Source organism: Brevundimonas sp. MEB006b (assembly GCF_030209705.1).
Taxonomy (GTDB): Bacteria; Pseudomonadota; Alphaproteobacteria; order Caulobacterales; family Caulobacteraceae; genus Brevundimonas.
In genome coordinates this window covers 435,567-462,506 of sequence record NZ_JARVRL010000005.1, presented here as the reverse complement: position 1 = coordinate 462,506, position 26,940 = coordinate 435,567, and the positions used below count along the sequence as shown (strand labels likewise).

26 protein-coding genes and 3 tRNA genes are annotated in these 26,940 nt (G+C 64.7%); 21 read left to right on the top strand and 8 right to left on the bottom strand.

Annotated features, from left to right (window positions below; genetic code table 11):
• Window position 1 precedes the first annotated feature (1 nt).
• Window positions 2–649 carry an HAD-IB family hydrolase gene (locus tag QRN13_RS08655; protein WP_284877593.1) on the bottom strand — a complete coding sequence of 216 codons (648 nt, stop codon included), beginning with the start codon at window positions 647–649 and terminating at the stop codon, window positions 2–4.
• Window positions 650–843: 194 nt separating this feature from the next.
• Between QRN13_RS08655 and clpX the strand changes: the two genes are divergently transcribed.
• Window positions 844–2,112: an ATP-dependent Clp protease ATP-binding subunit ClpX gene (clpX, locus tag QRN13_RS08650; protein WP_284877592.1), complete on the top strand. Its 1,269-nt coding sequence runs from the start codon at window positions 844–846 to the stop codon at window positions 2,110–2,112.
• 71 nt (window positions 2,113–2,183) lie between these two features.
• Here clpX and QRN13_RS08645 read toward each other — a convergent pair whose 3' ends face one another.
• The 3 genes from QRN13_RS08645 to QRN13_RS08635 are packed head-to-tail and all read right to left on the bottom strand — an operon-like array spanning window position 2,184 to window position 2,709.
• Window positions 2,184–2,378: a hypothetical protein gene (locus tag QRN13_RS08645; RefSeq protein ID WP_284877591.1), complete on the bottom strand. Its 195-nt coding sequence runs from the start codon at window positions 2,376–2,378 to the stop codon at window positions 2,184–2,186.
• Window positions 2,378–2,521: a hypothetical protein gene (locus QRN13_RS08640; protein WP_284877590.1), complete on the bottom strand. Its 144-nt coding sequence runs from the start codon at window positions 2,519–2,521 to the stop codon at window positions 2,378–2,380. Before QRN13_RS08640 ends, QRN13_RS08645 begins: the two co-directional genes overlap by 1 nt.
• A 59-nt stretch (window positions 2,522–2,580) precedes the next feature.
• Window positions 2,581–2,709 carry a hypothetical protein gene (locus QRN13_RS08635; protein WP_284877589.1) on the bottom strand — a complete coding sequence of 43 codons (129 nt, stop codon included), beginning with the start codon at window positions 2,707–2,709 and terminating at the stop codon, window positions 2,581–2,583.
• A 280-nt stretch (window positions 2,710–2,989) separates the two neighbouring features.
• Here QRN13_RS08635 and lon point away from each other — a divergent pair, with 280 nt between their 5' ends.
• From lon to QRN13_RS08620, 3 genes are all read left to right on the top strand, one after another.
• A complete protein-coding gene (gene lon / locus QRN13_RS08630; RefSeq protein ID WP_137721542.1) occupies window positions 2,990–5,386 on the top strand; it encodes an endopeptidase La in 2,397 nt (798 codons plus the stop codon).
• A gap of 105 nt (window positions 5,387–5,491) precedes the next feature.
• Window positions 5,492–5,767, top strand: coding sequence for an HU family DNA-binding protein (locus tag QRN13_RS08625; protein WP_284877588.1), 276 nt, complete (start codon window positions 5,492–5,494; stop codon window positions 5,765–5,767).
• 33 nt (window positions 5,768–5,800) lie between these two features.
• Window positions 5,801–5,877: transfer RNA gene (locus QRN13_RS08620), tRNA-Val, on the top strand.
• 58 nt (window positions 5,878–5,935) lie between these two features.
• On the opposite strand, the gene QRN13_RS08615 is transcribed toward QRN13_RS08620, so the two are convergent.
• A complete protein-coding gene (locus tag QRN13_RS08615; protein WP_284877587.1) occupies window positions 5,936–9,229 on the bottom strand; it encodes an autotransporter outer membrane beta-barrel domain-containing protein in 3,294 nt (1,097 codons plus the stop codon).
• Window positions 9,230–9,540: 311 nt separating this feature from the next.
• Here QRN13_RS08615 and QRN13_RS08610 point away from each other — a divergent pair, with 311 nt between their 5' ends.
• Entirely contained in the window at window positions 9,541–10,791 is a 1,251-nt protein-coding gene (locus QRN13_RS08610; RefSeq protein WP_082465006.1) for a glycosyltransferase, read from the top strand.
• A gap of 85 nt (window positions 10,792–10,876) precedes the next feature.
• On the opposite strand, the gene QRN13_RS08605 is transcribed toward QRN13_RS08610, so the two are convergent.
• The 3 genes from QRN13_RS08605 to QRN13_RS08595 all read right to left on the bottom strand — a co-directional run bounded on the left by QRN13_RS08605 (window position 10,877) and on the right by QRN13_RS08595 (window position 12,838).
• Window positions 10,877–10,953, bottom strand: a tRNA-Asp gene (locus tag QRN13_RS08605).
• 80 nt (window positions 10,954–11,033) lie between these two features.
• Window positions 11,034–11,110 (bottom strand) — tRNA-Asp (locus tag QRN13_RS08600).
• Between the two features lie 96 nt (window positions 11,111–11,206).
• Window positions 11,207–12,838, bottom strand: coding sequence for an AbgT family transporter (locus QRN13_RS08595; RefSeq protein ID WP_284877586.1), 1,632 nt, complete (start codon window positions 12,836–12,838; stop codon window positions 11,207–11,209).
• A 205-nt stretch (window positions 12,839–13,043) separates the two neighbouring features.
• Between QRN13_RS08595 and QRN13_RS08590 the strand changes: the two genes are divergently transcribed.
• The 16 genes from QRN13_RS08590 to QRN13_RS08515 all read left to right on the top strand — a co-directional run bounded on the left by QRN13_RS08590 (window position 13,044) and on the right by QRN13_RS08515 (window position 26,935).
• Window positions 13,044–13,421, top strand: coding sequence for an NADH-quinone oxidoreductase subunit A (locus QRN13_RS08590; RefSeq protein WP_017503999.1), 378 nt, complete (start codon window positions 13,044–13,046; stop codon window positions 13,419–13,421).
• Window positions 13,391–14,020, top strand: a complete 630-nt coding sequence (locus QRN13_RS08585) for a NuoB/complex I 20 kDa subunit family protein (protein ID WP_087119131.1) — start codon at window positions 13,391–13,393, stop codon at window positions 14,018–14,020. The genes QRN13_RS08590 and QRN13_RS08585 overlap by 31 nt, the downstream gene beginning before the upstream one ends.
• On the top strand, window positions 14,017–14,646 hold the full coding sequence (locus QRN13_RS08580) for an NADH-quinone oxidoreductase subunit C (protein ID WP_284877585.1): 630 nt from the start codon (window positions 14,017–14,019) through the stop codon (window positions 14,644–14,646). Before QRN13_RS08585 ends, QRN13_RS08580 begins: the two co-directional genes overlap by 4 nt.
• Before the next feature lie 86 nt (window positions 14,647–14,732).
• A complete protein-coding gene (locus tag QRN13_RS08575) occupies window positions 14,733–15,911 on the top strand; it encodes an NADH-quinone oxidoreductase subunit D (protein ID WP_088582886.1) in 1,179 nt (392 codons plus the stop codon).
• Window positions 15,908–16,585: an NADH-quinone oxidoreductase subunit NuoE gene (nuoE, locus tag QRN13_RS08570; protein ID WP_284877584.1), complete on the top strand. Its 678-nt coding sequence runs from the start codon at window positions 15,908–15,910 to the stop codon at window positions 16,583–16,585. Before QRN13_RS08575 ends, nuoE begins: the two co-directional genes overlap by 4 nt.
• Complete coding sequence (locus QRN13_RS08565; RefSeq protein WP_017503994.1) at window positions 16,585–16,848, top strand: hypothetical protein; 264 nt, start codon at window positions 16,585–16,587, stop codon at window positions 16,846–16,848. Before nuoE ends, QRN13_RS08565 begins: the two co-directional genes overlap by 1 nt.
• Window positions 16,849–16,853: 5 nt before the next feature.
• Complete coding sequence (gene nuoF / locus QRN13_RS08560; RefSeq protein ID WP_039247403.1) at window positions 16,854–18,167, top strand: NADH-quinone oxidoreductase subunit NuoF; 1,314 nt, start codon at window positions 16,854–16,856, stop codon at window positions 18,165–18,167.
• A gap of 2 nt (window positions 18,168–18,169) precedes the next feature.
• Window positions 18,170–18,559 carry a hypothetical protein gene (locus QRN13_RS08555; protein ID WP_284877583.1) on the top strand — a complete coding sequence of 130 codons (390 nt, stop codon included), beginning with the start codon at window positions 18,170–18,172 and terminating at the stop codon, window positions 18,557–18,559.
• Window positions 18,559–20,604: an NADH-quinone oxidoreductase subunit NuoG gene (gene nuoG, locus QRN13_RS08550; RefSeq protein ID WP_284877582.1), complete on the top strand. Its 2,046-nt coding sequence runs from the start codon at window positions 18,559–18,561 to the stop codon at window positions 20,602–20,604. Before QRN13_RS08555 ends, nuoG begins: the two co-directional genes overlap by 1 nt.
• 3 nt (window positions 20,605–20,607) lie before the next feature.
• Window positions 20,608–21,681, top strand: coding sequence for an NADH-quinone oxidoreductase subunit NuoH (gene nuoH, locus QRN13_RS08545; RefSeq protein ID WP_039247406.1), 1,074 nt, complete (start codon window positions 20,608–20,610; stop codon window positions 21,679–21,681).
• A complete protein-coding gene (locus QRN13_RS08540) occupies window positions 21,681–21,860 on the top strand; it encodes a hypothetical protein (RefSeq protein WP_284877581.1) in 180 nt (59 codons plus the stop codon). The genes nuoH and QRN13_RS08540 overlap by 1 nt, the downstream gene beginning before the upstream one ends.
• Window positions 21,860–22,351, top strand: a complete 492-nt coding sequence (nuoI, locus tag QRN13_RS08535) for an NADH-quinone oxidoreductase subunit NuoI (protein WP_017503987.1) — start codon at window positions 21,860–21,862, stop codon at window positions 22,349–22,351. Before QRN13_RS08540 ends, nuoI begins: the two co-directional genes overlap by 1 nt.
• 73 nt (window positions 22,352–22,424) lie before the next feature.
• On the top strand, window positions 22,425–23,051 hold the full coding sequence (locus QRN13_RS08530; RefSeq protein ID WP_017503986.1) for an NADH-quinone oxidoreductase subunit J: 627 nt from the start codon (window positions 22,425–22,427) through the stop codon (window positions 23,049–23,051).
• A complete protein-coding gene (gene nuoK / locus QRN13_RS08525; RefSeq protein ID WP_039247409.1) occupies window positions 23,051–23,356 on the top strand; it encodes an NADH-quinone oxidoreductase subunit NuoK in 306 nt (101 codons plus the stop codon). Before QRN13_RS08530 ends, nuoK begins: the two co-directional genes overlap by 1 nt.
• A gap of 2 nt (window positions 23,357–23,358) precedes the next feature.
• Window positions 23,359–25,446 carry an NADH-quinone oxidoreductase subunit L gene (nuoL, locus tag QRN13_RS08520; protein ID WP_284877580.1) on the top strand — a complete coding sequence of 696 codons (2,088 nt, stop codon included), beginning with the start codon at window positions 23,359–23,361 and terminating at the stop codon, window positions 25,444–25,446.
• A gap of 4 nt (window positions 25,447–25,450) precedes the next feature.
• On the top strand, window positions 25,451–26,935 hold the full coding sequence (locus QRN13_RS08515) for an NADH-quinone oxidoreductase subunit M (protein WP_284877579.1): 1,485 nt from the start codon (window positions 25,451–25,453) through the stop codon (window positions 26,933–26,935).
• The last annotated feature ends 5 nt before the right edge of the window (window positions 26,936–26,940 follow it).

Here is a 26,940-nt window from a genome sequence, read left to right as displayed (position 1 = left end):
CTTACGGCTTCTGACGGAAACCCCGGAAACCCGGCTGCTGGGCCATCGCCAGCATTTCGGTATCGCCCGAGGTGTCGCCATAGGCGGCCGTCAGGGTCATGTCTTCACCATAGGCCGCCTTCAGCCGCCGCACCTTTTCCTGACCCCGACAATTCGGACCGGCGAAGTCGCCGGTGATCCGGTCATCGGCGTCGAAGACGAACTCGGTGCCCAGCAGGGCCTCGGCCCCCAGCTTTCGGGCGAATGGCGCGACGGTCGTCGTGGGCGACGCGGTCACGATGACGCGATGCGCGCCGCGTTGGCCCCAGTCGTTCCACACCTCAAGCGCATCGGGGCGCATGAAGCGGGGCCAGATCTCTTCGGCGAAGGCTGCGGCTTCCGCTTCCAGCGTCTGGCGGCTTACGCCAAGCAGAAATTCCCTGACGGAGGCCGCCTTGATCCGTCCCCGGTCGCGATCCTTGGCGTAGGCGGCCAGCGCGGGGGCCAGCTTGACCAGCCCCAGCGCCCAGGCGCCCGGACCGGCGCGCCAGCGCAGGAACTCGGTGAAGCTGTCGCGAATCGTCAGCGTGCCGTCGAAATCAAAGGCGACAATGGCAGGTCCATTGCCCGTGGACTGGCGTATTTCCTGCACAATACCCATGTCAGACATTCGCCTTGATCCCCGTCGACACTGATCCATCCACGCACTGCAACAATCCCTTGCCGCCTTCGGGGTTGTTCCGGAACGTGTGATGGGTGATTGTCATTTTTTGAAGACCTTCGCATCCAGAGTGCTGGAATCAATGTGAGGGAAGCGCGTTTCGGGCCATTTCGGTCCGACCCGCGGGAGTGAGATAAGGGTCTATGACCAAAGCAGCCGGCACCGACGCCAAAAGCACCCTCTACTGCTCGTTCTGCGGAAAGAGCCAGCACGAGGTCCGCAAGCTCATCGCGGGCCCGACCGTCTTCATCTGCGATGAATGCGTCGAGCTGTGCATGGACATCATCCGCGAAGAGCACAAGATCGGCTTTAAGAAGACGACCGACGGCGTGCCCACGCCCAAGGAAATCCGCGACGTGCTGGACGACTATGTCATCGGCCAGGCGCACGCCAAGAAGGTGCTCTCGGTCGCCGTCCACAACCACTACAAGCGCCTGAACCACGCGACTAAGAACAACGACGTCGAACTGGCCAAGTCGAACATCATGCTGATTGGCCCGACCGGCTCGGGCAAGACGCTGCTGGCCCAGACGCTGGCGCGCATCATCGACGTGCCCTTCACCATGGCCGACGCGACGACCCTGACCGAAGCCGGTTATGTGGGCGAGGATGTCGAGAACATCATCCTGAAGCTGCTGCAGGCGTCGGACTACAACGTCGAGCGGGCCCAGCGCGGCATCGTCTATATCGACGAAATCGACAAGATCTCGCGCAAGTCTGACAACCCTTCGATCACGCGCGACGTGTCGGGCGAAGGCGTGCAACAGGCCCTGCTGAAGATCATGGAAGGCACCGTCGCCTCCGTGCCGCCGCAAGGCGGTCGCAAGCATCCGCAGCAGGAATTCCTGCAGGTCGACACCGCCAACATCCTGTTCATCGTCGGCGGCGCCTTCGCTGGGTTGGAGAAGGTCATCTCGGCGCGCGGGGCAGGGGCTTCGATCGGCTTTGGCGCCCAGGTCAAGGAGATCGATGAACGTCGCACCGGCGACATCCTCAAGGGTGTCGAGCCTGACGACCTGATGCGGTTCGGTCTGATCCCCGAATTCATCGGCCGTCTTCCGGTGCTGGCGACGCTGGAAGACCTGGACGAGACGGCGCTGGTCACGATCCTGACCCAGCCGAAGAACGCCCTGGTCAAGCAGTACAAGCGTCTGTTCGAGATGGAGAACGTCGAACTGACCTTCACGGACGACGCCCTGATCGCCGTCGCCAAAAAGGCCATCACCCGCAAGACCGGGGCACGCGGCCTGCGCTCGATCCTGGAAGGCATCCTGCTGGAGACCATGTTTGAACTGCCGACCTTCGAAGGCGTCGAGGAAGTCGTCGTCAACGCCGAGGTCATCGACGGCAAGGCCCAGCCTCTGCTGATCTACTCGGAAGCCTCCAAGAAGAAGGCCGACGGCGCCGCCTGAACTGACGACCAGCGCTGAAATGAAAAAGGCCGGAGCGAGATCGCTCCGGCCTTTTTCTCGACCTGGGGCGATCAGGCGGGTTCGGCCAGCATCAGCACATGGCCTGGGTGCGCGTCGGCCTCCGCTCTAGCGTATCGGACGGCGCTTTTGGCGTCGGTGAAGACGCCTTCGAACAGGCCGTCGCTTGAGGTGATGCGCCAGCGATCGCTGACAGGCCGGATCGTCAGGGTTTCGACGGCGGGTGGTGAGGCAAGGGGCGTAATCATTATGTGAAGCGGTGTTGGTCGCGGTTCAGGCGGTCGGCCTCCGCCTGAAGTCGGGCGGCGAGACGTTCGGCCGAGATGCGATCGGGCAGGGGGCGGGTGCAGGCGTTGTTGACCGCCACGGCCCAACCGCTGGCGCGAGGCACGACCCTGTATCGTCGGGGAGGGGCGGCGCGTGTCACGCCGCCCTCGATATGGCCCTGCATCATCGCACGCGGCCCTTGCGGATCGAGGCGCCGAACAGGGCGCCGATGAAGGTCATAGCCATCTGAAGGGTTGTCGGCGGCGGGGCTGGACGTTTCAGGGTCTCGGCCAACAGGTGCGAACGGCTCATGGTCATCTCCTTGGATCTGCAGAAGACGCCCGATCCCCGTAAAGCGGCCATGTCGAAAGCGTCGCCGGGCGTAATGCGGACCTAAAGCAGCGCGATCGGCGGCCTTGTCGCCACGCAGATGTGGGCCGTTCCGCGGTCACGCTTGAACCGCGGGTCTTTCAAACCACATACTCATCCGAACGCCGTCGGAATCGACGGGCCGTCATGCGCCGGTCGGGCCTCTTGCCCGGCGGACCCTGGCGGCGGGCCGGAGATGATCAATGGCCCAGGAGTACGCATCATGACTGAACCAAAAATCCTGCCCGTCCTGCCGCTGAGAGACATCGTCGTCTTCCCGCACATGGTCGTGCCGCTCTTCGTCGGACGCGAAAAGTCGGTGAAGGCGCTGGACGAGATCATGAAGGGGGAAAAGCAGATCCTGCTGGCGACCCAGAAGAACAGCGTCGACGACGATCCGTCGCCTGACGCCATCTATCCCATCGGCGTGCTGGCCTCGGTGCTGCAACTGTTGAAACTGCCCGACGGCACGGTGAAGGTGCTGGTCGAGGGCAAGGGCCGCGCGCGCCTGACCCGCTTCACCGATCGTGAGGAGTATTTCGAGGCCGAGGCCGTCGAGATCGAGGATGAAGCCGGCGACGCGTCGCAGGCCGAGGCTATGCTGCGCGCCGTGGTCGAGCAGTTCGAAAACTATGTGAAGCTGAACAAGAAGGTTCCGCCCGAGGCCCTCAGCTCCATCCCCCAGATCACCGACGCCTCCAAGCTGGCGGACTCGGTCGCGGCCCATCTGTCGGTGAAGATCGCCGACAAGCAGGGCCTGCTGGAAACCTTCGACGTGCCCAAGCGGCTGGAGAAGGTCTATGGGCTGATGGAGGGCGAGATTTCGGTCCTTCAGGTCGAGAAGAAGATCCGCTCGCGCGTGAAGCGCCAGATGGAAAAGACCCAGCGCGAATATTATTTGAACGAGCAGATGAAGGCGATCCAGCGCGAGCTGGGCGAGACCGACGACGCGCGCGACGAGATCATGGACTTGGAGAAGCGCATCCGTAAGACGCGCCTGTCCAAGGAGGCGCGCACCAAGGCCGAGGCCGAGGTCAAGAAACTGCGCAACATGAGTCCGATGTCGGCGGAATCTACCGTCGTGCGCAACTATCTCGACTGGCTGCTGTCCGTGCCTTGGGGAAAGGCCAAGCAGAAGCCGATCGATCTGGCCAAGGCCGAGGACATACTGGAAGAGGATCACTTCGGCCTAGAGAAGGTCAAGGAACGGATCATTGAGTATCTGGCGGTCCAGGCCCGCACCGGCAGCCTGAAAGGCCCTATCCTGTGCCTCGTCGGCCCTCCCGGCGTCGGCAAGACCTCGCTGGCCAAGTCTATCGCCAAGGCGACGGGGCGTGAGTACGTCCGCATGTCGCTGGGCGGCGTGCGCGACGAAAGCGAGATCCGGGGTCACCGCCGGACCTATATCGGCTCCATGCCCGGCAAGATCATCCAGTCGATGAAGAAGGCCAAGACCACCAACGCCTTCGTCCTGCTGGACGAGATCGACAAGCTGGGATCGGACTGGCGCGGCGATCCGTCGTCGGCCCTGCTGGAGGTGTTGGACCCGGCCCAGAACTCGACCTTCGGCGACCACTATCTGGAGGTGGACTACGACCTGTCCCAGGTGATGTTCGTGACGACCGCGAACAGCCTGAACATGCCGCAGCCGCTGATGGACCGGATGGAGATCATTCGGGTGTCGGGCTACACCGAGGATGAGAAGGTCGAGATCGCCAAGCGCCACGTCCTGCCCAAGCAGTTGGCGGACCACGGTCTGAAGGATGGCGAGCTGATCGTCCCGGAAGACACGATCCGCGACCTGATCCGCTATTACACCCGCGAGGCCGGCGTGCGTTCGCTGGAGCGCGCTCTGGGCGGTCTGGCGCGCAAGGCCGTGCGCGAGATGGCCAAGACGGGCGCCAAGTCGATCACGGTCGATGAGGCCAAACTGGCCGACTATGCGGGCGTCAAGAAGTTCCGCTACGGCGAGACGGACGAGGAAGATCAGGTCGGCATCGTCACCGGTCTGGCCTGGACCGAGTTCGGCGGCGACATCCTTACCATCGAAGCCATCAAGATGCCGGGTCGCGGGCGCATGACCGTGACCGGCAACCTGAAAGACGTGATGAAGGAGTCGATCTCGGCTGCGGCGTCCTATGTCCGCTCGCGGGCCCTGGCCTTCGGCGTCAAGCCGCCGGTGTTCGAGAAGACCGACATCCACGTCCACGTGCCGGATGGCGCCACGCCCAAGGACGGCCCGTCCGCCGGCGTGGCCATGACGGTGGCGATGGTCTCGGTCCTGACTGGCATTCCGATCCGTAAGGATATCGCCATGACCGGCGAGATCACTTTGCGCGGCCGGGTCACCGCCATCGGCGGCCTGAAGGAGAAGCTGCTCGCGGCCCTGCGCTCCGGCGTCAAGACGGTGCTGATCCCGCAGGAGAACGAGAAGGATCTCGCCGACGTGCCGGACAATGTGAAGTCGGCGCTGGAGATCGTGCCGATCTCCACGGCGGACGAGGCGCTGAAGTGGGCGCTTGTCGGCACCCTGACGCCGGTGGAGTGGGACGAGGCGGCCGAACCCCTGCCGGCCCCGGTCGCGGCTCCAGAAGGGCCGGCGGCGGCGGTCAGCCACTAACGCCGAGTTGAACAGCGAGCGCCGCCGGTGACCCCACCGGCGGCGTTTTCGTTTTTGACGCAACCGCCGATCTGTCCTTTAGTGATTCGTTCTGGAGGGGGACGGATGACCAAGGCGGAACTGATCGGCCGGATGGCCAGCGCGGCGCACATCAGCCGCGACCAGGCCAAGACGGCGCTGGAGGCGTTCACGGACGGCGTGACCGAGTCGCTGACGCGGGGCGCGGACGTGAAGCTGATCGGCTTCGGCAGTTTCGTCGCCGTGGACCGCAAGGCTGGCGTCGCCCGTAACCCGCAGACCGGCGCTGCCGTCGCGCGCCCGGCCTCGCGCACCGCGCGCTTTCGCCCGGGTGAAGGTTTGAAAAGCGCCTTGAACGGTTGAGGCGCGACGGGCATAAGCCCGTCTCTCCCTTGGGGGCGGCTAGCTCAGCTGGTCAGAGCATCTCGTTTACACCGAGAGGGTCGGCGGTTCGAACCCGTCGCCGCCTACCAAACAAAAAGGCCGCCGGAGCGATCCGGCGGCCTTTCGTTTGTGTGAATCAGGGTGCGATCAGAAGCGGAAGCTGGCCCGCAGCAGCAGCGAGTAGCGGACGTAGTCTTCCAGCAGCTCGGCGTCGCCGGTCAGCGACAGCATGCCCAATTCGTTGCCGAAGTTCAGGCGGAAGCCCAGGATCGGCCCGCCGCCTTCGATGGCGTCCGGCGACAGGATGAAGTCCGGGCCGCCGCTGGCGAAGCGGGCGATGGTTTCGCCGGCGTCGACCGAGATGTTCTGACGATAGCCAATGCGCAGTTCCGGACGGATCCAGCCGTTGCGGCCGAAGCCATAGCCGACGTTCATCGCCGCCACCGCCGAGAAGATGTGGCTGTCGCGCGAATCGATGTCGAGATCGAAGCCGTCGCCGCCGCCCTTCTCGCTGCGCGACCCTTCCGACAGGCTGAAATACTCGCCGTAGATTTCGGGGCGGATGTTCAGGCGGCCGAAGTTGCGCTCATAGGAGGCGCCGCCGGCAACCGCCGCCGTCCAGCCGTGCCAGTCGGACTTGTTGTTCAGATAGACGCCGGTGGCGACCAGCGAACGATCGGCGCTGAAGGAGGCGTAACCGCCCGCGGCACGGGCCCAGGTCGTCCAGTACTGACCCTGGGCGCGCCAATAGAGCCCCAGCTCCAGCAGGTTGGCGGACAGGACCTCTTCGGCCTCGGCCTCGGGATCCTTGATGTCGGACGAGGTGAAGGCGGCCGAGATGCCGACGGCGCCCAGGCTGGTGCCCTTTTCGACGCCGCCGGCGACGCCGAAGCCTTCGGACCGGAAGCCGTAGGAGTCGGTCTTGTCCTTGTCGGCGTAGAAGTTGATCTCCTGGACCCAGGCGCTGGTTTCACCCGGCGCAGCGGCAGCGTTACGTCCGGTCAGCGCGCGGGTGACCGCGTCCACGCCGGCCGACAGCGACATCAGCGGTCCGCCGGAGTGGTCGGGCAGCATCTGCTCATAGGCGTCGATGAAGCCGTCGCGCGACGTTTGCGACAGGAACAGGTTGCGCAGCGCCTCATTGGAGCCCAGCGCGCCATAGACGGCGTCGTAGGCGGACGCCTCGACCGGGATCAGCCCAGCCTCGGAAGCCGTGCGGCGACGGGCGTCGATATAGACGGTGTTGCCGGCGACGCCACCCTGCACGACGTAGAGATAGGGCGAGTTGTCCGACAGCAGGGTCTGGTTGATCTGACCCACATTCAGCGTGCCGGCCGTGATGACGTTGAACCGCTCAGGCTGATCGATCAGCGAAGAGAAGCGGACGCCCAGGGTGGACCCTGTCGCCAGGGTCGCATTGCCGCTGACGTTGAAGCCGCCAGCGCGGTCGTTGGCGGGGTCAAGATTGACCAGCAACGTCCCTTCGGCTCCGATGTTCAGGTTGGAGATGGCCGTGGCGCCGGTCTGGGTGGCGGCCAGGGTGCCCTTGGACACATTGATGTCCAGCAGGCCATCGCTGTTGGCGATGGCGCCGGTCACGACCGCGCCGCCGCTGATGTTCAGCCGGTCGGCGCCGGCGCCGAAATCGATGTCGCCGTTGACGACGCCGTTCTCGATATTGACCGTGTCGGCGCCAGAGCCGAGCTTGATCGCGCCGACGATGGCCGGTTCGTTCGCGTCCGGCACGCCGTCGCCGTCCGTGTCGGTCGCCGTGCTGCCTGCTGCGGCGGAAATTCCATACTGACGTAGGGTGACGCCGGTCGTGTTGGCCGACAGGTCGATGGCGGTGACAGTGCCAGTTACGGGATTCGTGTCAGTGGTGTCTAGGCTGAGCGCCCCGATGATCGAACCGGCGTTGTTCAACTGGGTCAGGCTGCCGGACTGGTCACGAATAACGGTTGCCGAACCCTGATTGCCTCCGAACGTGGCGACGAGATTGCCGGTGTTGGTTAGGGAGCCAACGTTGGCCCCCGCACCAATCAGAATACCGGTAGCACTTTGGGTCTGCTTGCCCGAAGCGACGGCCTGAATGGAGCCGGAGTTGTTGATTGTAGGAACGGTCACGCCCGAGCCGATCCAAAGACCGGTAGCGTTGGCGTTCACGGCGGTCGATGAGATGCCGCCCTCGTTACGCACGCCGCCGACGACGTTGACGGCCTGGCCACCGGTCACGCCGAGTTGCACGGCGCGCGACTCCACGCCGGAATAGAGGCCGGAACCGACAATGGTGCCGCGGTTGATCAGGCCATAGGCCGCGTCGCCTGTACCGACGGCGCCGAGGGTCACGGTGTTGGTCGTCGAGCCGATCAGCAGGGCAGGCGCGCCGCCTAGCGACGTGAGGGAGGCAGTCGTCTCGCTGGCGTCCGGGACGCCGTCGCCGTCGCGGTCCGTGTCGTCGCGGTTCTTGACGCCGTCGCCGTCATCGTCCTCGTCGCCGTTCTTGATGCCGTCTCCGTCGTCGTCGCCTTCGATGCCGGCAGCAGAATAGGCGAGCGCCTTATCCAGAAGCACGCCGCCGGCGACATTGGCGCCAACGCGCACAGCCGGTCCGCCCTGCAGCAGATCGTCAGCGTCGAGTTCGTCTAGGAAGAGGGTTGTTGCGTTGTCGAATGTGCCGGTTGTTGGGCGCGCGGCTGGCGGGGTGGTGTACCGATATCCCGTGGCGACGACCGAGGAATGAATCTTGAGCGCGCCGCCGACATCGCCCTCGATGGACACACCCGTCGCATTGGCGCCGAGAGCGGAGATGGCGCCAGCGAGATCGACATTGCCGGAAATCGGGCCCGTCGTGCGGATGGCGGCGCTGTCGTTGCCAGTGACACGGACGGCGCCCAGGCTTTGGAGTTTGCCGTTCAGCGCTGATTCGACCGCAAGTCCGTAGGAGTTGTTGCCCTCGACGGCGATGACGCCCGTGCCCTCGACAAGGATGTTGCCGGTGAAGGGCGAGGCTCCAGTGACCCGTACGCCGTAGCGGCCAGTTCCGGTGGCGAAAGAACCGTCCAGATCGCCGTCGCCGTCCGTGTCCTTGATGTCTGCCGTTTCTTGAGTGTCGTTGACGGTGATCGAGCCACCGACGATCACCGATCCGGTGTTGCCGCCGTTGACCAGAAGACCCGTCGAGCCGTCGGCCGACTTGTCCATCGTGATGGAGCTGCCGCTGTCCAGATCGACCGTGTTGTTGCTGTTCAGGTTCACCGCCGCGCCGGTGGCGACAGCGACGCTGCCGCCGCTGGCGATGCGGATGTTGTCGGCCGCCGTGCCCGTCGCATTGGACGTCTGGATCGGCGTGGTCCGGGCGTTCGAGATGACGATCTCGGCCTGGGATCCGGTGGCGACCATCAAGGGGGCGATCGCCACGGCGGTCGCGAGCAAAATACGCATTCGGTAGAAACCCCTGGTGGTCACGCGTCACGTTACGGGAGACCCCTTAGCAGGGTCCGCGCCAGCGTTCCAAGTTTATCGAATTTGAGGCGAATGCAAGGCCGTGATGGTCCTGAGGCGATCCTGTAAGGCGACCCGCGTTCGCTCGTCGATGCCTCATAGGCCGAATGCGGAGGAAATCGCGACGGCGCGCACTTGAGCTTTGCCGCGCCCGGGTCTACGGGCGTCGAACGGTCCAAAGGCCGCGTCCCGTGGACGCATCCATCGAACCCCTCCGGCGTTCGACAGCCCAGACCAGGCGAGAACACTCCATGAGCATGACAGACCTCGACGTCCAGGAAAGCGAACTCCGACTGATTCCGGGGCTGGATGTGGAAGTCGCCGATACGCTGCGGGCTCTGAAGGCGGCGGCGATGGACGAGCGGCCCCGCTTGGTGGACACCACAATGCTTTATGCACCGCGCTCGGGCGGGGTGAAGCGCTATATCCTGTCCAAGAAGGCGTGGATTGAGGCCAATCGGCCGGGGGTCAGTCACTCGCTGATCGTGCCCGGCGCGCGTCACAAGGCGCGCGCTGACGGCATCGTGCAACTGAGGGCGACCAAGCTGCCGTTCGGCGATGGCTATCGCTGGCCCAGTTCAGTCAAACGCTGGAGCGCCTGGGTTGCGGCTATGAAGCCGTCGATTATCGAGGCCGGAGATCCTTACACGCCCGGGCAAGGGGCTTTGGAGGCCGGTCAGCGAGTCGGATGCCCGGTCGTCGGCTTCTGCCACTCCGATCCGGCGGGCCTCGCGGCGCTGCATTTCGGCGAATGGGCCAAGAAGCCGGTGGAAAAGCGCTGGGCGAAGCTGTTTTCACAGTTTGATCGGGTGGTGTCGCCCAGCCGCTTTATCGCACGGCGCCTGGAAGAGGCGGGTGTGAACAACATCGTCATTCGGCCTCTGGGCGTGGAGATCGACACTTTCCGTCCGGACCGTCGTGACCGGCAGTGGCTGCTGAAACAGCTGGGTTTAGGCGACGACGCGCGCCTGCTGTGCTTCGCCGGTCGTCCGGCCAAGGAAAAGAACGTCGATGTGCTGATCGAAGCGGTGCAGAAGCTGGGCGCCCCCTATCATCTGGTTCTGGTCGGCGCTGGGGCGGGGATGCCCGAGGAAGATCGCGTCATCTCCATGCCCTATGAAAGCGATCCCAAGGCGGTCGCCAAGATCATCGCCAGCTGCGACGCCTTCGTTCACGCCAATGACAAGGAGCCGTTCGGGCTGATCGTGCTGGAGGCCATGGCCTGCGGACGGCCCGTCGTCGGGGTCAACGCGGGCGGGGTCGCCGAAACCGTCGACGAAAGCGTGGGGCAACTGGCCGCCAGCGCGGACGCCGACGATTACGCCCAGGCGGTCGAGGCCCTGTTCACGCGCGACATCGAAGCGATCGGTCGGGCGGCGCGCGAGAAGGCCGTCAGCCAGTTCGCCTGGAACCGCGTCTTCGAAGACCTCTGCATGGTCTATGGCGAGCTGACGGGCGAAGCGGCTTTCGTGAACCCGGATATTGCACTGCCGCTGCACTGAGGCGGCCAGGGCCACGACGCGTTCGAATGGCGCGTTTCCGAAAACGGGAGTGCGCCACTTCTTTTATCGATGTCTTGAAAAGAAGTGGCGCGAGTGACGGGGCTCGAACCCGCGACCTCCGGCGTGACAGGCCGGCACTCTAACCAACTGAGCTACACCCGCGTATCAGGTCGAAACTTTTGAGCTGTTTCGAAAGCTTTTTGGGAAGGCGGTGTGCGCCACTCTTCTATTTCTAGAAAGAGTGGCGCGAGTGACGGGGCTCGAACCCGCGACCTCCGGCGTGACAGGCCGGCACTCTAACCAACTGAGCTACACCCGCGTTTCCCGGCCAAAGCGGCTATGCGCCCCGGCGAGGGGCGTCGTTTAGGCGGGCTGACACATCGCGTCAAGCGACCTTTTCGGAGAAACGCGCCGCTCAACGCGAAGGGGCTGTGGACGGTGCCACCATCGCCGCCTGGGGCGGGCTGTGCGGGCCCGCTACGCCGCCGTCGGCAGGCTCATGGGCCGCCACGGCGGGAGGCGGCGGCTCATAGTGGACGCCGACCCCCGGCCCCAGCGGCAGGTCGAAGGCGACCCAGGCCGCCACCATCGCCAAACCGGCGATCAGGAAGGCCCCGGCGTAGGGCAGCATGGTCGCCATCAAGGAACCGAGGCCGAATCGCGGATCCCAGCGCTGGGCGAAGGTCAGGATAAGCGGGAAGTAGCTCATCAACGGTGTGGCGATGTTGGTGACGGAATCACCCATGCGATAGGCGGCGGTCGTCATCTCCGGTGAAATGCCCAGCAGCATAAACATCGGCACCACGATGGGTGCCAGGGCCGACCATTTGGCCGAGGCCGAGCCGATGAACAAGTCAAAGAAGCACGAGACAAAGACCACGCAGATCAGCAGCAGAGGGGCGGGCAGGGCCAGGGTCTTCAGACCCGCCGCCGCATTGACCGCCAGGATCGGCCCCAGGCCCGACCAGTTGAACATCGCTACGAAATGGGCGGCGAAGAAGGCCAGCACGATATAGGGCGCCAACTGGGCGATGCCGTCGCGCATCATCGTGACCATGTCGCGGTGCGACTGGATCGTGCCGGCTCCTGCGCCATAGGCGCCGCCGGTGATGAAGAAGGTGATGGCGAAGAAGGCGACCAGGGACTTGTAGAGCGGATTGAACTTTTGCTCCGGATCCACCTCGGGATCGACGAACGGCGAGCCCGGTATGAAGGTCAGCAGGGCCCAGAGCGCGATCATTCCCAGAAGCGCCAGACCGGCGAACTTCAGGCCGCGCCTTTCGGCGGCGGTCAGGGGCTGTTTTTCCGAAGCGTTCGGGGCGGCGACCCCCTCTGACGGCTTCCAGACGCCGAGGCGCGGCTCGATCACCCGGTCGGTCAGAAACCAGACGATGGGGGTGAAGACGAAGACGACGCCGACGATGAAGAACCAGTTGCCCGCGATGTTCACGGAATAGGACGGATCGATCAGGCGGGCGGCCGGCTCGGTGATGCCCAGGATCAGGGCGTCGCTGGCGCCGGGAAACAGGTTGCCGGCGTATCCGCCCGACACGGCGGCGAAGCCCGCGGCCAGACCCGCCAGCGGATGGCGGCCCGCAGCGGCGAAGATGACGGCCGCCAGCGGGATGACCACGACATAGGAGGCGTCCGACGCGTGATGGGACACCATGCCGGTGATCACGACGACGGGTGTCAGTATGGAACGCGGGGCGTTCAGCAGGGCGCCGCGAATGGCGGTCGCGAACATCCCGGTGCGTTCGGCGACCGAAGCGCCATAGATAATGGTGATGACGATGCCGAGGGGCGGAAAGTCCGCCAGTGTGCGCGGCATGCCGATGATCAACTGTTCCAGATTCTCGGCCGACAGCAGGCTATTTGCGACCAGTTGATCGCCGGTGACCGGATTGACGGCCGACCAGCCCAGGCCGGCGCCGACCATGCTGAGGACGATCAGACCGCCGATCAGCCACAGGAACAGGAAGACAGGATCGGGCAGCCGATTGCCGATCCGTTCGACAGCGTTCAGGGCGCGGCTGGCTAGGCTCATTCGGATGACTTTCGGTTACGCGATCGGCCCGCCAATAGGCCTTTGCAGCCCTGCGCCGCGCAAGCGTCGGCCCTGCGACATATGGCGCGCAAAGTTGCGAGCCATTCTCAATGAAAATCCAATAGTCGCAGGGGTTTGAACGGCGGCGGTCTTGGGTCTAAGAAGCGCCGAATCCCGCCTCTCCCCGGCGGACGAGGTTCTTCGAATGAACGCATTCCTTCTCGAATATCTTCCGGTCCTGGTCTTCGCCGGCGTAGCCGCCTTCATCGGCATTCTTTTCATCGTGCTGCCGCTGCTGCTGGCGCCGAAAAGCCCCGATAGCGAGAAGCTGTCGGCCTATGAGTGCGGCTTCAACGCCTTCGACGATGCCCGGATGAAGTTCGACATCCGCTTCTATCTGGTGTCGATCCTGTTCATCATCTTCGACCTGGAAGTCGCCTTCCTGTTCCCGTGGGCGGTGTCGATGTTCGATCTGTCGCACGCCGGCATGGTCTTCGCCTTCTGGTCGATGATGGTCTTCCTGGGCGTGCTGACCATCGGCTTCATCTACGAATGGAAGAAGGGAGCCCTGGAATGGGAGTAGTCGCCGCTTCCAAGCCCGCAGGCCTGGTGTCCGCATCGGGCGCGCCCCTGGTTCCGGCCGGCGCCGGCGCGCGTTCGACCGTCGAGGGCTATGATCCCAAGGTCCACGACAAGTTCTTCGAGGCCGTGAACATGGAGCTCGGCGAGCGCGGCTATCTGGTCGCCGCCGCCGACGACGTCATCAACTGGGCCCGCACGGGGTCTCTGATGTGGATGACCTTCGGCCTGGCCTGCTGCGCCGTCGAGATGATCCAGATGTCGATGCCGCGCTTCGACGTCGAGCGCTTCGGCATGGCGCCGCGCGCCAGCCCGCGTCAGTCGGACCTGATGATCGTCGCCGGCACCCTGACCAACAAGATGGCCCCGGCCATCCGCAAGGTCTACGACCAGATGCCCGATCCGCGCTACGTCGTGTCGATGGGCAGCTGCGCCAACGGCGGCGGCTACTACCACTATAGCTACAGCGTCGTGCGCGGTTGCGACCGCGTTGTGCCGGTGGACGTCTATGTGCCCGGCTGCCCGCCGACGGCCGAGGCGCTGCTTTACGGCCTGCTGCAACTGCAGAAGAAGATCCGTCGCACGGGGACCATCGACCGATGACCTCTCTGGCTGTTCAAGCGCAACACGAAGCCGCGCTGACGCCGCTGGGCGCCGAGATGGTCGGCGCCTTGGGCGTCGAGGCTCAGGTGGCGTTCGGCGAACTGACGCTGGTCGCGCCGCGCGAGCAGATCGTCGAGGTGCTGACGACCCTGCGCGATCAATTCGGCTTCCAGCAGCTGCTCGACCTGTGCGGCGTGGACTATCCGGATCGCAAGGAGCGGTTCGAGGTGGTCTATCACCTGCTGTCGATGACGCGGAACGCGCGCCTGCGGGTCAAGGTCTCGACCGACGAGACCCAGCCGGTGCCCTCGGTCATCTCGGCCTATCCGGCCGCCAACTGGTTCGAGCGTGAAGCCTACGACATGTACGGCATGCTGTTCTCTGGCCACCCGGATATGCGTCGCCTGCTGACGGACTATGGCTTCGAAGGCCATCCGCTGCGCAAGGACTTCCCGATGACGGGCTATGTCGAGGTCCGCTACGACGAGGAACAGCGCCGCGTGGTCTATGAGCCGGTCAAGCTGACTCAAGAATTCCGCACCTTCGATTTCCTGTCGCCCTGGGAGGGCGCCGAATACCCCGCGCCGGTTCTGCCCGGCGACGAGAAGGCGGGAGGCCAGGCGTAATGGCTGACGGAAACCCCACCCTGCCGCCGCTAGGCGTCGATGTGTTCGAGGACGACCTCGACACCCGCACCGCCCATGCGCGCGAGATGGAAGACCGCAAGTTCACCATCAACTTCGGTCCGCAACACCCGGCCGCGCACGGCGTGCTGCGCCTGGTGCTGGAGCTGGACGGCGAGATCGTCGAGCGCGTCGATCCGCACATCGGCCTGCTGCACCGCGGCACCGAAAAGCTAATGGAGGCCCGCACCTACCTTCAGAACGTGCCGTATCTGGACCGGTTGGACTACGTCTCGCCGATGAACCAGGAGCACGCCTTCTGCCTGGCGATCGAGAAGCTGCTGGGCATCGAGGTTCCGTACCGGGCGCAGCTGATCCGCGTTCTGTATTCGGAAATCGGCCGCATCCTGTCGCACATGCTGAACGTGACGACCCAGGCCATGGACGTTGGCGCCTTGACGCCGCCGCTCTGGGGCTTTGAGGAACGCGAAAAGCTGATGGTGTTTTACGAGCGCGCTTGCGGCGCCCGTCTGCACGCCAACTACTTCCGTCCCGGCGGAGTCCACCAGGACCTGCCGATGGACCTGATCGACGACATCGGCCGCTGGTGCCACGAGTTCCCGCCGGCGCTGAAGGACATCGAAAGCCTGGTCACCGAAAACCGCATCTTCAAACAGCGCAACGTCGACATCGGCGTGGTGTCCAAACAGCAGGCCCTGGAATGGGGCTTCACCGGCGTGATGCTGCGGGGCTCGAACATCGCCTGGGACCTGCGCAAGTCGCAGCCCTATGAGTGCTATGCCGAGCTCGACTTCGACGTGGTCGTCGGCAAGAACGGCGACTGCTGGGACCGCTATCTGGTGCGCATCGAGGAGATGAAGCAGTCGGTGCGGATCATGGAGCAGTGCATCCACAAGCTGCGCAACTGCCCCGGCGAGCCGGTGATGGTCGAGGACAACAAGATCGTCCCGCCGCGCCGTGGCGAGATGAAGCGCTCGATGGAGTCGCTGATCCACCACTTCAAGCTCTACACTGAAGGCTTCAAGACGCCCGAGGGCGAGGTCTACGCCTCGGTCGAGGCGCCCAAGGGCGAGTTCGGCATCTATCTGGTGTCGGACGGCACCAACAAACCCTATCGCGTGAAGATCTCGGCGCCGGGCTTCCGCTCGCTGCAGGCGATGGATTGGATGAACCGTGGCCACCAGCTGGCCGACGTGTCCGCCATCCTGGGCTCGCTCGACATCGTTTTCGGAGAAGTGGACCGATGAGCGTTCGTCGTCTCGCCAAGGAACAGCCCGCCTCGTTCGCCTTCTCGGCCGATACGACGGCCAAGGCCGAATGGTGGATCAAGAAGTATCCCGAAAGCCGCCGTCAGTCGGCGGTGATCCCGATCCTGTGGCTGGTGCAGAAGCAGGAAGGCTGGGTGTCCGAACCCGCTATCCGCGCGATCGCCGAGCTGCTGGACATGGCCTACATCCGGGTGCTGGAGGTCGCGACCTTCTACACCATGTTCATGCTGGAGCCGGTCGGCAAGACGGCGCTGATCCAGGTGTGCGGCACCACGCCGTGCATGCTGCGCGGCGCCAATGAGCTGATGCGCCTCTGCAAGGAGAAGATCGGTCCCAAGGATCATCTGTCCGCCGACGGTCGCTTCACCTGGCAGGAAGTCGAGTGCCTGGGCGCCTGCTCCAATGCGCCGATGGCCCAGATCAACGACTATTATTTCGAGGACCTGACGCCCGAGACGATCGGCCGGATCATCGACGACTTCGCCGCCGGCAAGACGCCCGAGCCGGGCTCCTACATCGGTCGCACCAATGCGGCGCCGGAGGGGGGGGCCAAGACCCTGCTCGATGCGACGCTGTATGACGGCTCCGCCGCCAAGCCGATCAAGAAGCTGCCGAACAGCGACCCGGCACCGGTCGAGAAGGCCCCGGCCTGATGTCGCCGCCGGATCTGAACACCGAGGAGGGCCGCGCAGCCTACCGCAAGGAACTGCGCAACGTCGGGCGTCCGCTGCGCGCGGGCGGCCTGGCTATGGTCGTCGGCGCGGCCGTTCTGATCCTGATCTCGCGTCAGGGCGCAGTCGGACCGTGGGCGGTCAATCTCTCCTACTTCATGCTGGCGGCGGGCTGGGTGATGGTCATCGCGGCCATCTGGATGCGCACGCGCCACCACAAGCGCCGTCTGGCGGAAGGACTCTGAGGGCCATGGTCGGCATTCTCGAAGACAAGGATCGCATCTTCACCAACCTGTACGGCTTCCACGACTGGACGCTGGACGGGGCGAAGAACCGCGGCGCCTGGAACGCCACCAAGGACATGCTGGACCTTGGGCGCGACTGGATCATCAACAACGTCAAGGCCTCGGGGCTGCGCGGCCGGGGCGGCGCGGGCTTCTCGACCGGCCTGAAATGGTCGTTCATGCCCAAGGAAGTGAAGGATCGTCCTCACTACCTGGTCATCAACGCCGACGAGTCCGAGCCCGCGACCTGCAAGGACCGCGAGATCATGCGTCATGATCCGCACCTGCTGATCGAAGGCGCGCTGATCGCCAGCTTCGCGATGCAGGCGCATGCCTGCTACATCTATCTGCGCGGCGAGTACGTGCTGGAGCGCGAGCGGATGGAAGCCGCCGTCAAGCAGGCCTATGAGGCCAAGCTGATCGGCGACGGCAACGTCCACGGCTGGGACTTCCACGTCTATATCCACCACGGCGCGGGCGCCTACATCTGCGGCGAAGAGACGGCGCTGCTGGAATCGCTGGAAGGCAAGAAGGGGCAACCGCGTCTGAAGCCGCCGTTCCCGGCCGGCGCGGGTCTCTACGGCTGCCCGACTACGGTGAACAACGTCGAGTCGATCGCCGTCGTCGGCACGATCCTGCGTCGCGGCGCCGACTGGTTCGCCAGCTTCGGCCGTCCGAACAACACCGGCACCAAGCTGATGTCCCTGTCGGGCCACGTGAACACCCCCTGCGTGGTCGAAGAGGCCATGTCGATCCCGCTGCGTCAGCTGATTGAGGATCACGGCGGCGGCGTGCGCGGCGGTTGGAGCAATCTGAAGGCCATCATCCCGGGCGGCGCGTCCTGCCCGGTCATTACGCGCGAACAGGCCGAGACGGTCCTGATGGACTTCGATTCCATGCGCGAGGTTCGCTCTTCGCTGGGCACCGCCGGCGTGACGGTGATGGACGAATCCACCGATATTGTGAAGGCCATCGCCCGCATCAGCTACTTTTTCAAGCACGAGAGCTGCGGCCAGTGCACGCCGTGCCGTGAAGGCACCGGCTGGATGTGGCGCGTGCTGGAGCGGATGGCCGTGGGCGAGGCCGATCCGTCGGAAATCGACCTGCTGCTGGACGTCGCCGGACAGGTCGAGGGGCACACCATCTGCGCCCTGGGCGACGCGGCCGCCTGGCCGGTTCAGGGCCTGATCCGTCACTTCCGTCACGAGATCGAAGAGCGGATCGCCAACTATCGCAGCCGCCGCGCGAACTTCGCCGGCCACGCGATCGCGGCGGAGTAGAGATGCGCCTCGCCGTCGCCCTGTTGCTGACGCTTCCGATGCTCGCCGCTTGCGGCGAGCGGGAAAAGGCTGCGCCTGAAGCGTCGACCGCGCCCGCGACGGCCGCTCCCGCTGAAGTAGCGCCTGTCGCGACGGCGGCGGCTCCGGCGAACCTCGAAGCGGCTTGCCGCGATGTGGTGAACCGCATGTATGGCCAGGAAGGCGACGCGGTCGTCTTCACCGCCACCGGCGAACGCACGGCCCAGGTGTCGTGGCGCGCGCCGGTCGATGGCGGCAGGCTGGAATTCGAATGCCGGGCGGAAGCCGACGGTGCGGGCCTGTTCCGCGACGGTCAGCGGATGTCCGTGGATGTACAAATGGCGGCTCCCGCCGCCAAGCAAGAGGCCCGCTGATGCCTATCGCCAAGGTCAACGGCGTCGAAACCGAGTTCGAGCCCGGCATGACCGTGCTCCAGGTCGCCGAACGCGCCGGACAAGAGATTCCGCGCTTCTGCTATCACGAGCGCCTGTCCATCGCCGGCAACTGCCGCATGTGCCTGGTCGAGGTGAAGCCTGGACCGCCGAAGCCGCAGGCTTCGTGCGCGCTTCCGGCCGCCGACGGCCAGGAAATCTTCACCGACACGCCGATGGTCAAGAAGGCCCGCGAAGGGGTGATGGAGTTCCTGCTCATCAACCACCCGCTGGATTGCCCGATCTGCGACCAGGGCGGCGAGTGCGACCTGCAGGACCAGTCGGTCGGCTACGGCCGCGACGGCTCGCGCTATTCGGAGAACAAGCGCGCGGTCGAAGAAAAGGCGATGGGTCCAACCATCAAGACCTTCATGACGCGCTGCATTCAGTGCACGCGCTGCGTCCGCTTCATCACCGAAGTCGCGGGCGTGCCGGATATCGGCATGATCTCGCGCGGCGAGGACGCCGAGATCACGACCTATCTGGAAAAGTCGGTCGCCTCGGAACTGTCGGGCAACGTCAACGACCTGTGCCCGGTCGGCGCCCTGACGCACCGTCCGTGGCAGTACCACTATCGTCCGTGGGAACTGAAGAAGACCGAGACCATCGACGTCATGGACGCCCTGGGCTCGAACATCCGCGCCGACTACCGAGGGTCCGAGGTCATGCGCGTGCTGCCGCGCGTCAATGAGGGCATCAACGAGGAGTGGCTGTCGGACAAGAGCCGCTACGTCGTCGACGGCCTGACCGCGCGTCGTCTGGACCGTCCGTGGATCCGTGAGAATGGCAAGCTGCGCGCCGCCTCGTGGAACGAGGCGCTGGACGCCGTCGCCGCCAAGCTCAAGGCCGCACCGGCCGACCGCATCGGCGTGATCGCCGGCGATCTGCAGGACGCCGAGTCGATGAAGGCGACGCTGGATCTGTTCCGCGCGCTCGGCTCGAACAATACCGACTGCCGCCAGGACGGCGCCGCCGTGGGCTACGGCCCGCGCGAGGGATGGCTTTTCAACTCCGGCCTGGAAGGCATTGAAAAGGCTGACGCCGTTCTGATCGTCGGCGCTAACCCGCGCACCGAGGCGCCGCTGCTGAACGCCCGCCTTCGCAAGGCCTGGCTGAAGGGCGACATGGAGATCGGTCTGATCGGCGAACAGGCTGACCTGACGTTCGACTACGCCTATCTGGGCGCAGGTACGCAGACCCTGGCCAAGCTGCCGAAGTCGGCGCTGGACTTCCTGACCAAGGCCGAGCGTCCGGCGATCATCGTCGGCTCCGGCGCGCTGGGCGGGGAGGGCGGTCCGGCCGTCCTGAACGCACTCGGCGCCCTGGCCAAGAAGGTCGGCGTGGTCGCTGACGGCTGGAACGGCTTCAACGTCCTGCATCACGCGGCGTCGCGCGTCGCCGGTCTGGACATGGGCTTCGTGCCGGCTGACGGTGGCCTGACCGTCGCGGAAATGCTGAAGCCGGATGCGCTGGACGTTCTGTTCCTGTTGGGCGCCGACGAGGTCAATCCGACCGGTTCGAACGCCTTCCGCGTCTATCTGGGCAGCCATGGCGACCGCGGCGCGCACGGCGCGGACGTGATCCTGCCGGGTGCGGCCTATACCGAGAAGGCCGGCCTGTACGTCAACACCGAGGGCCGGGTGCAGATGGCCGAACGCGTCGTCTTCCCCAAGGGCGAAGCCAAGGAAGACTGGGCCATCATCCGCGCCCTGTCGGCGCGCGTCGACAAGACCCTGCCTTATGACACGCTGGAGCAACTGCGCGCCAAGCTGATGGGCGATCATCCGACCTTCGGCCGGATCGACTATCTGCCCGCGCCGGCGGCGTTCGACGTGGCGGCCCTGGGCGCCAAGGGCGATCTGGACGACCGGGCCTTCGTGTCGGCGGTGACCGACCCGTATCTTTCCAATCCGATAGCGCGCGCCAGCGCGACGATGGCCGAGCTGTCCGCCCTGCGGACCCAGCCGGTCGCAATGGCGGCGGAGTAAGCCATGGACCCCGTTTCCTTCTGGGCCACGCCTCTGGGCTGGACGCTGATCACGGTCGGCCAGGTCCTGCTGATCACGGTCGGCGTGCTGATCGCCGTCGCCTTCCTGCTGCTCGCCGACCGCAAGGTCTGGGCCGGCGTGCAGATGCGCAAGGGTCCGAACGTCGTCGGCCCCTTTGGTCTGCTTCAATCCTTCGCCGACATGATCAAGTTCGTGCTGAAGGAGGTCGTGATTCCGGCCGGCGCCGACAAGGCGGTCTTCATCATCGCCCCGATCATCACCGTGATCCTGGCCTTCATGGCCTGGGCGGTCATTCCGTTCGCGCCCGGTTGGGTCGTGTCGGACCTGAACGTCGGCATCCTGTATATCTTCGCCGTGTCGTCGCTGGGCGTTTACGGCATCATCATGGGCGGCTGGGCTTCGAACTCGAAGTATCCGTTCCTGGGTTCGCTGCGTTCCGCGGCGCAGATGGTGTCCTATGAAGTCTCGCTGGGCCTGATCATCATCAATGTGATCCTGCTGGCCGGCACCATGAACCTGTCGGCGATCGTCGACAGCCAGAAGGGCATGTTCTGGAACTGGTACGGCTTCGGCGGCGGCGCTGACACCTGGCCGCTGGTCGTGATCCTGTTCCCGATGTCGATCATCTTCTTCATCTCGGCCCTGGCCGAGACCAACCGCCCGCCGTTCGACCTGCCCGAGGCCGAGTCCGAACTGGTCGCCGGTTATCAGGTCGAATACAGCTCGACGCCGTATCTGCTGTTCATGATGGGCGAGTACGTCAACATCGTCTTCATGTCAGCGATGATCAGCCTGCTGTTCTTCGGCGGCTGGAATCCCGGCGTGCCGCAGGCCTGGATGGATGGGCTGCCGGCCTGGATCGCCTATACGATCTATCTGCTGACCTTCATGGCCAAGACGGTCTTCTGGTTCATCATGATCTCGATGGTGAAGGCCTTCGTGCCGCGCTATCGCTATGACCAGCTGATGCGTCTGGGCTGGAAAATCTTCCTGCCGACATCGCTGGTCGCGGTCGTGATCGTATCGGCCTGGCGCGTCTTCGTGGTGGGGTCGTGATGCGCGGCCTCATCATCGGCCTCGGTCTTGTGACGATGACCGCAGCCTGCGCGCCCGACGCGTCGCGCATGCCCGAGTCGAGCTATCAATGGCAGCAACGCCAGGACCGCATCGAACAGGACTGGCGCGCCAGCCAGGCTACCTCCAAGACGACGCCCGCCCCCAAGGATAAGCCCTGATGTTCACCCGTATCGTCCAGGCGACCAAGGGCGCGATGATGCTGGACGTCATCGGCGCCATCGGTCTGTCGCTGAAATATATGGCCCGTCCCAAGATGACGGTGAACTATCCGTTCGAGCGCAATCCGCAGTCGCCGCGCTTCCGCGGCGAGCACGCGCTGCGTCGCTATGCGAACGGCGAGGAACGCTGCATCGCCTGCAAGCTGTGCGAAGCCATCTGCCCCGCCCAGGCCATCACCATCGAGGCCGAGCCGCGCGCCGACGGCAGCCGCCGCACGACCCGCTATGACATCGACATGGTCAAATGCATCTACTGCGGCCTGTGCCAGGAGGCCTGCCCGGTGGACGCCATCGTTGAAGGCCCGAACTCGGAGTTCGCCGTCGAGACGCGCGAAGAGCTGCTCTACGACAAGCAACGCCTGCTCGATAACGGCGACCGCTGGGAACGGCAGATCGCCAAGAATCTGGAACTCGACGCGCCTTACCGCTAAGGCGCATCTCGCTAAACGGGTCGGCGATTCCTGAACGGGGTCGCGGCCGATACGAAAGGGGCTTCGTCCCGACATGCTGCAAGGCATAGCCTTCTATCTGCTGGCGGCGGTCGCCACGGTTTCCGGCCTTCTGGTCGTTACCGCGCGCAACCCGGTGCACAGCGTGCTGTGGTTGATCCTGGCCTTCTTCTCGTCGGCGGGTCTGTTCGTCCTGCTGGGCGCCGAGTTCCTGGCGATGCTGCTGGTCGTCGTCTATGTGGGCGCGGTCGCGGTGCTGTTCCTGTTCGTCGTCATGATGCTGGACGTGGACTTCCTGAAGCTGCGCGAAGGGTACGCGCGCTATCTGCCGCTGGGCGCCATCATCGCCGCCGTGCTGCTGGTGGAGATGATCATCGTCTCGGTCGCCGTGGTTCAGGGCGGGGCCGCTGCGGGCCTGCCGGCGCCGGGCGCGCCGGACGCCAGCGTGACGAACGTCGAGGCCATCGGCCGCGTGCTCTACACGGACTATGTCTACTTCTTCCAGGCGGCCGGGATCGTGCTGCTGATCGCGATGATCGGCGCAATCACCCTGACGCTGCGCCACAAGCCGCACATCAAACGCCAGAACCCCGGCGACCAGGTGAACCGTGACCGTCGCAAGTCGGTCGAGATCAAGTCCGCCGCCACGGGCGAAGGCGTCAGCGCCGAGGAGCTTCTCTGATGATCGGTCTGACCCACTATCTGACGGTCGCTGCGATCTTGTTCACCATCGGGGTGTTCGGCATCTTCGTGAACCGCAAGAACGTCATCATCATCCTGATGTCGATCGAGCTGATCTTGCTCGCTGTGAACATCAACTTCGTCGCCTTCTCGGCCTATCTGAACGAGATCAGCGGGCAGATCATGGCGATGTTCGTCCTGACCGTCGCCGCGGCCGAGGCCGCCGTCGGCCTGGCGATCCTGGTGACCTTCTTCCGTAACCGCGGCGACATCGCCGTGGACGACGCCTCCGTGATGAAGGGCTGAGCGTGACCTTCCATACCCTCGTCATTCTCGGGATCTTCGCGCCGCTGCTGGGCGCGGCCATCGCCGGCTTCTTCGGACGCCGGATTGGCAACATCCCGTCGCAGGCCGTCACGACCGGCCTGCTGTTCTTCTCGTGCGCCGTCGCCTGGACGGTGTTCGGCCAATGGACCTGGGGCCATATGGAGCCCTTCACCATTCGCCTGGCGCCCTTCATCAACGTGGGCGACTTCCAGTCGGCGTGGTCGATCCGCATCGACGCCCTGTCGGCGACCATGCTGATCGTAGTCACCAGCGTGTCGTCGCTGGTTCACCTGTACTCCTGGGGCTACATGGCCGAGGACGACAGCCGGCCGCGCTTCTTCGCCTATCTGTCGCTGTTCACCTTCATGATGCTGGCGCTGGTGACGGCGGCCGACTTCATGCAGATCTTCTTCGGCTGGGAAGGCGTGGGCCTGGCGTCCTATCTGCTGATCGGCTTCTGGTTCAAGAAGCCGACGGCCAGCGCCGCCGCCATCAAGGCCTTCGTCGTCAACCGCGTCGGCGACTTCGGTTTCGTGCTGGGGATCATGACGATCTTCTGGATGTACGGCACCATCAACTTCGCCGAACTGTTCCCGCTGATCGCCACCAAGGCCGGCACGACGTGGGAGTTCCTGGGCGTCCAGTGGTCCGCGCTGGATCTGGCCGGCTTCCTGCTGTTCATCGGCGCCATGGGCAAGTCGGCCCAGTTCTTCCTGCACACCTGGTTGCCGGACGCGATGGAAGGCCCGACCCCGGTGTCGGCGCTCATCCACGCCGCGACCATGGTCACCGCCGGCGTCTATATGGTCTGCCTGCTGAGCCCCATCTATGAATATGCGCCGGGCGCGTCGCAGATCATCGCCATCATCGGCGCCATCACGGCCCTCTTCGCCGCCACGGTCGGCCTGACCCAGAACGACATCAAGCGGGTCATCGCCTATTCGACCTGTTCGCAGCTGGGCTACATGTTCTTCGCGGCGGGCGTCGGCGCCTATCAGGCGGCCATGTTCCACCTGTTCACGCACGCCTTCTTCAAGGCCCTGCTGTTCCTGGGCGCCGGCTCGGTGATCCACGGCATGCACCACGAGCAGGACATGCGGAAGATGGGCGGGCTGTGGAAGCTGCTGCCGGTCACATATGCAGTGATGACCATCGGCACCATCGCCATCACCGGCCTGGGCATCCCCGGCGTCGGCGGCTTCGCCGGCTTCTACTCCAAGGATTCGATCATCGAGAGCGCCTATGCCTCGGCGGCCTCGGGTCACTCGGCCATCGGCCTGTTCGCCTTCTTCGTCGGCATCATCGCCGCCGGTCTGACGGCCTACTATTCGTGGCGCCTGGTCTTCATGACCTTCCACAACAAGCCGGTGTGGAAGGAAGAGGGCGACGCCCATCATGCTGACGACCACGCTTCCCACGCCCAGCTCGAGACCCATTCCGAGCCGGTCGGCGATCATCACGACGACCATGCGCATGACGACCACGGTCATCATGGTCCGCTGAAGCCGCATGAGAGCCCGCTCGTCATGCTGATCCCGCTGATCCTGCTGTCGGTCGGCGCCGTCGCGGCCGGCTTCGTCTTCGCGCCGCATTTCATCGGCCACCACGAGGGCGAGTTCTGGCGCGGCGCGATCTTCACCGGCTCGAACAACCACGTCCTGCACGAAAGCCACGACGTTCCGACCTGGGTGAAATGGTCGCCGCTGATCCTGACGCTGATCGGCACCGCCTTCGCCTATTGGATCTACGTCGCTCGCGAGGGCATGGGTCGTCGCATGGCCGAGCGGAACGGCGTCATCTACCGCTTCCTCTACAACAAGTGGTATTTCGATGAGCTATACGACTTCGTCTTCGTGCGCGGCTTCCGCGCCATCGGGAACTTCTTCTGGAAGATCTGCGACGTGAAGATCATCGACGGTCTGGGCCCGAACGGCGCCGCCTGGGTGTCGCTGAAATCCGCCGCTCGACTGGGCAAGATCCAGTCCGGCTATGTCTATCACTACGCCTTCGTGATGCTGCTCGGGGTGGCCGGTCTGCTCACCTTCGCCATCCTCGCGTGGGGAGCCTGATCTCGTGCCCTACATCCTGAGCCTCGTTACATTCCTGCCCCTGGTCGGGGCCTTGGCGATCTTCGCCGCCCGGCTGACGTCAAAGTCGGCCGATGCGGCCGGGCCGGCCGCGCGCTGGATCGCGCTGATCACCACCCTGGTCACCCTGGCGGTGTCGGTCGTGCTGGTCGCCGGCTTCGATCCCGCTAACACCGGCTATCAGTTCGTCGAGATGGTCCCGTGGTTCGCGGGCGCCAGCTATCATCTGGGCGTCGACGGGATTTCGATCCTGTTCGTGCTGCTGACAGCCTTCCTGATGCCGATCTGCATCCTGGCCAGCTGGAAGTCGGTCGAGACGCGCGTCGTCGAATATATGATCGCCTTCCTGGTGCTGGAGACGCTGGTCATCGGGGTATTCACCTCGCTGGACCTGTTCCTCTTCTACATCTTCTTCGAAGGCACCCTGGTCCCGATGTTCCTGATCATCGGCATCTGGGGCGGTCAGAACCGCATCTATGCGGCCTACAAGTTCTTCCTCTACACCCTGCTGGGGTCCGTTCTGATGCTGCTGGCCATGCTGTGGATGGCGCATGAGGCGGGCACCACCAGCATTCCTGAGCTGAAGCGTTTCGCCTTCGATCCCACCGTCCAGCCGATCCTTTGGCTGGCCTTCTTCGCCTCGTTCGCGGTCAAGATGCCGATGTGGCCGGTTCACACCTGGCTTCCCGACGCCCACGTTCAGGCGCCGACGGCCGGTTCGGTCATCCTGGCCGGCATTCTGCTGAAGCTGGGCGGCTACGGCTTCATCCTGTTCAACGTGCCGATGTTCCCGATGGCGTCGGAGATGTTCCGGCCGCTGGTCTTCACCCTGTCGGTGATCGCCATCGTCTATACGTCGCTGGTCGCCTGGCGTCAGACGGACATCAAGAAGCTGATCGCCTATTCGTCCGTGGCCCACATGGGCTTTGTGACCCTGGGCATCTTCGCCGGCAACGACATCGGTATGCAGGGCGCCATCTTCCAGATGATCAGCCACGGCCTGATCTCGGGCGCGTTGTTCCTGTGCGTCGGCGTCGTCTATGACCGGATGCACACCCGCGAGATCGCCTTCTATGGCGGCCTGACGTCCAAGATGCCGTGGTACGCCGCCATCTTCCTGATGTTCACCATGGCCAACGTCGGCCTGCCGGGCACCTCGGGCTTCATCGGCGAAGTTCTGACCATGACGGGGGCCTACAACGCCTCGACCTGGGCGGCGCTGGTCGCGGCCTCGGGCGTCATCTTCTCGGCGGTCTACGCCTTGACCCTGTACCGCGCGGTCATGTTCGGCGAGATCACTAATCCGAAGCTTGAGACCATCACCGACATCGACAAGCGCGAACTGCTGCTGTTCGTGCCCCTCATCGTCGGCACCATCTGGCTGGGGGTCCATCCGGCCTCCGTCCTCGATTACACCGGGCCTGCTGTCGAGGCCCTGACCAGCGCGTATCGCGCCGCGATCGGCGGGTGAGACTT

What these genes read in the sequence shown, in the direction of transcription:
- nuoI (WP_017503987.1), top strand. Translation starts at nt 21,860, where the DNA reads ATGTTCACCCGTATCGTCCAGGCGACCAAGGGCGCGATGATGCTGGAC.
- QRN13_RS08590 (WP_017503999.1), top strand. Translation starts at nt 13,044, where the DNA reads ATGAACGCATTCCTTCTCGAATATCTTCCGGTCCTGGTCTTCGCCGGC.
- QRN13_RS08635 (WP_284877589.1), bottom strand. Translation starts at nt 2,709, where the DNA reads ATGAGCCGTTCGCACCTGTTGGCCGAGACCCTGAAACGTCCAGCCCCG.
- nuoG (WP_284877582.1), top strand. Translation starts at nt 18,559, where the DNA reads ATGCCTATCGCCAAGGTCAACGGCGTCGAAACCGAGTTCGAGCCCGGC.
- QRN13_RS08615 (WP_284877587.1), bottom strand. Translation starts at nt 9,229, where the DNA reads ATGCGTATTTTGCTCGCGACCGCCGTGGCGATCGCCCCCTTGATGGTC.
- QRN13_RS08595 (WP_284877586.1), bottom strand. Translation starts at nt 12,838, where the DNA reads ATGAGCCTAGCCAGCCGCGCCCTGAACGCTGTCGAACGGATCGGCAAT.
- QRN13_RS08585 (WP_087119131.1), top strand. Translation starts at nt 13,391, where the DNA reads ATGGAAGAAGGGAGCCCTGGAATGGGAGTAGTCGCCGCTTCCAAGCCC.
- lon (WP_137721542.1), top strand. Translation starts at nt 2,990, where the DNA reads ATGACTGAACCAAAAATCCTGCCCGTCCTGCCGCTGAGAGACATCGTC.
- QRN13_RS08610 (WP_082465006.1), top strand. Translation starts at nt 9,541, where the DNA reads ATGAGCATGACAGACCTCGACGTCCAGGAAAGCGAACTCCGACTGATT.
- QRN13_RS08530 (WP_017503986.1), top strand. Translation starts at nt 22,425, where the DNA reads ATGCTGCAAGGCATAGCCTTCTATCTGCTGGCGGCGGTCGCCACGGTT.
- nuoK (WP_039247409.1), top strand. Translation starts at nt 23,051, where the DNA reads ATGATCGGTCTGACCCACTATCTGACGGTCGCTGCGATCTTGTTCACC.
- QRN13_RS08555 (WP_284877583.1), top strand. Translation starts at nt 18,170, where the DNA reads ATGCGCCTCGCCGTCGCCCTGTTGCTGACGCTTCCGATGCTCGCCGCT.
- QRN13_RS08565 (WP_017503994.1), top strand. Translation starts at nt 16,585, where the DNA reads ATGTCGCCGCCGGATCTGAACACCGAGGAGGGCCGCGCAGCCTACCGC.
- nuoF (WP_039247403.1), top strand. Translation starts at nt 16,854, where the DNA reads ATGGTCGGCATTCTCGAAGACAAGGATCGCATCTTCACCAACCTGTAC.
- QRN13_RS08645 (WP_284877591.1), bottom strand. Translation starts at nt 2,378, where the DNA reads ATGATTACGCCCCTTGCCTCACCACCCGCCGTCGAAACCCTGACGATC.
- QRN13_RS08540 (WP_284877581.1), top strand. Translation starts at nt 21,681, where the DNA reads ATGCGCGGCCTCATCATCGGCCTCGGTCTTGTGACGATGACCGCAGCC.
- QRN13_RS08655 (WP_284877593.1), bottom strand. Translation starts at nt 649, where the DNA reads ATGTCTGACATGGGTATTGTGCAGGAAATACGCCAGTCCACGGGCAAT.
- nuoE (WP_284877584.1), top strand. Translation starts at nt 15,908, where the DNA reads ATGAGCGTTCGTCGTCTCGCCAAGGAACAGCCCGCCTCGTTCGCCTTC.
- QRN13_RS08575 (WP_088582886.1), top strand. Translation starts at nt 14,733, where the DNA reads ATGGAAGACCGCAAGTTCACCATCAACTTCGGTCCGCAACACCCGGCC.
- QRN13_RS08625 (WP_284877588.1), top strand. Translation starts at nt 5,492, where the DNA reads ATGACCAAGGCGGAACTGATCGGCCGGATGGCCAGCGCGGCGCACATC.
- nuoH (WP_039247406.1), top strand. Translation starts at nt 20,608, where the DNA reads ATGGACCCCGTTTCCTTCTGGGCCACGCCTCTGGGCTGGACGCTGATC.
- clpX (WP_284877592.1), top strand. Translation starts at nt 844, where the DNA reads ATGACCAAAGCAGCCGGCACCGACGCCAAAAGCACCCTCTACTGCTCG.
- QRN13_RS08580 (WP_284877585.1), top strand. Translation starts at nt 14,017, where the DNA reads ATGACCTCTCTGGCTGTTCAAGCGCAACACGAAGCCGCGCTGACGCCG.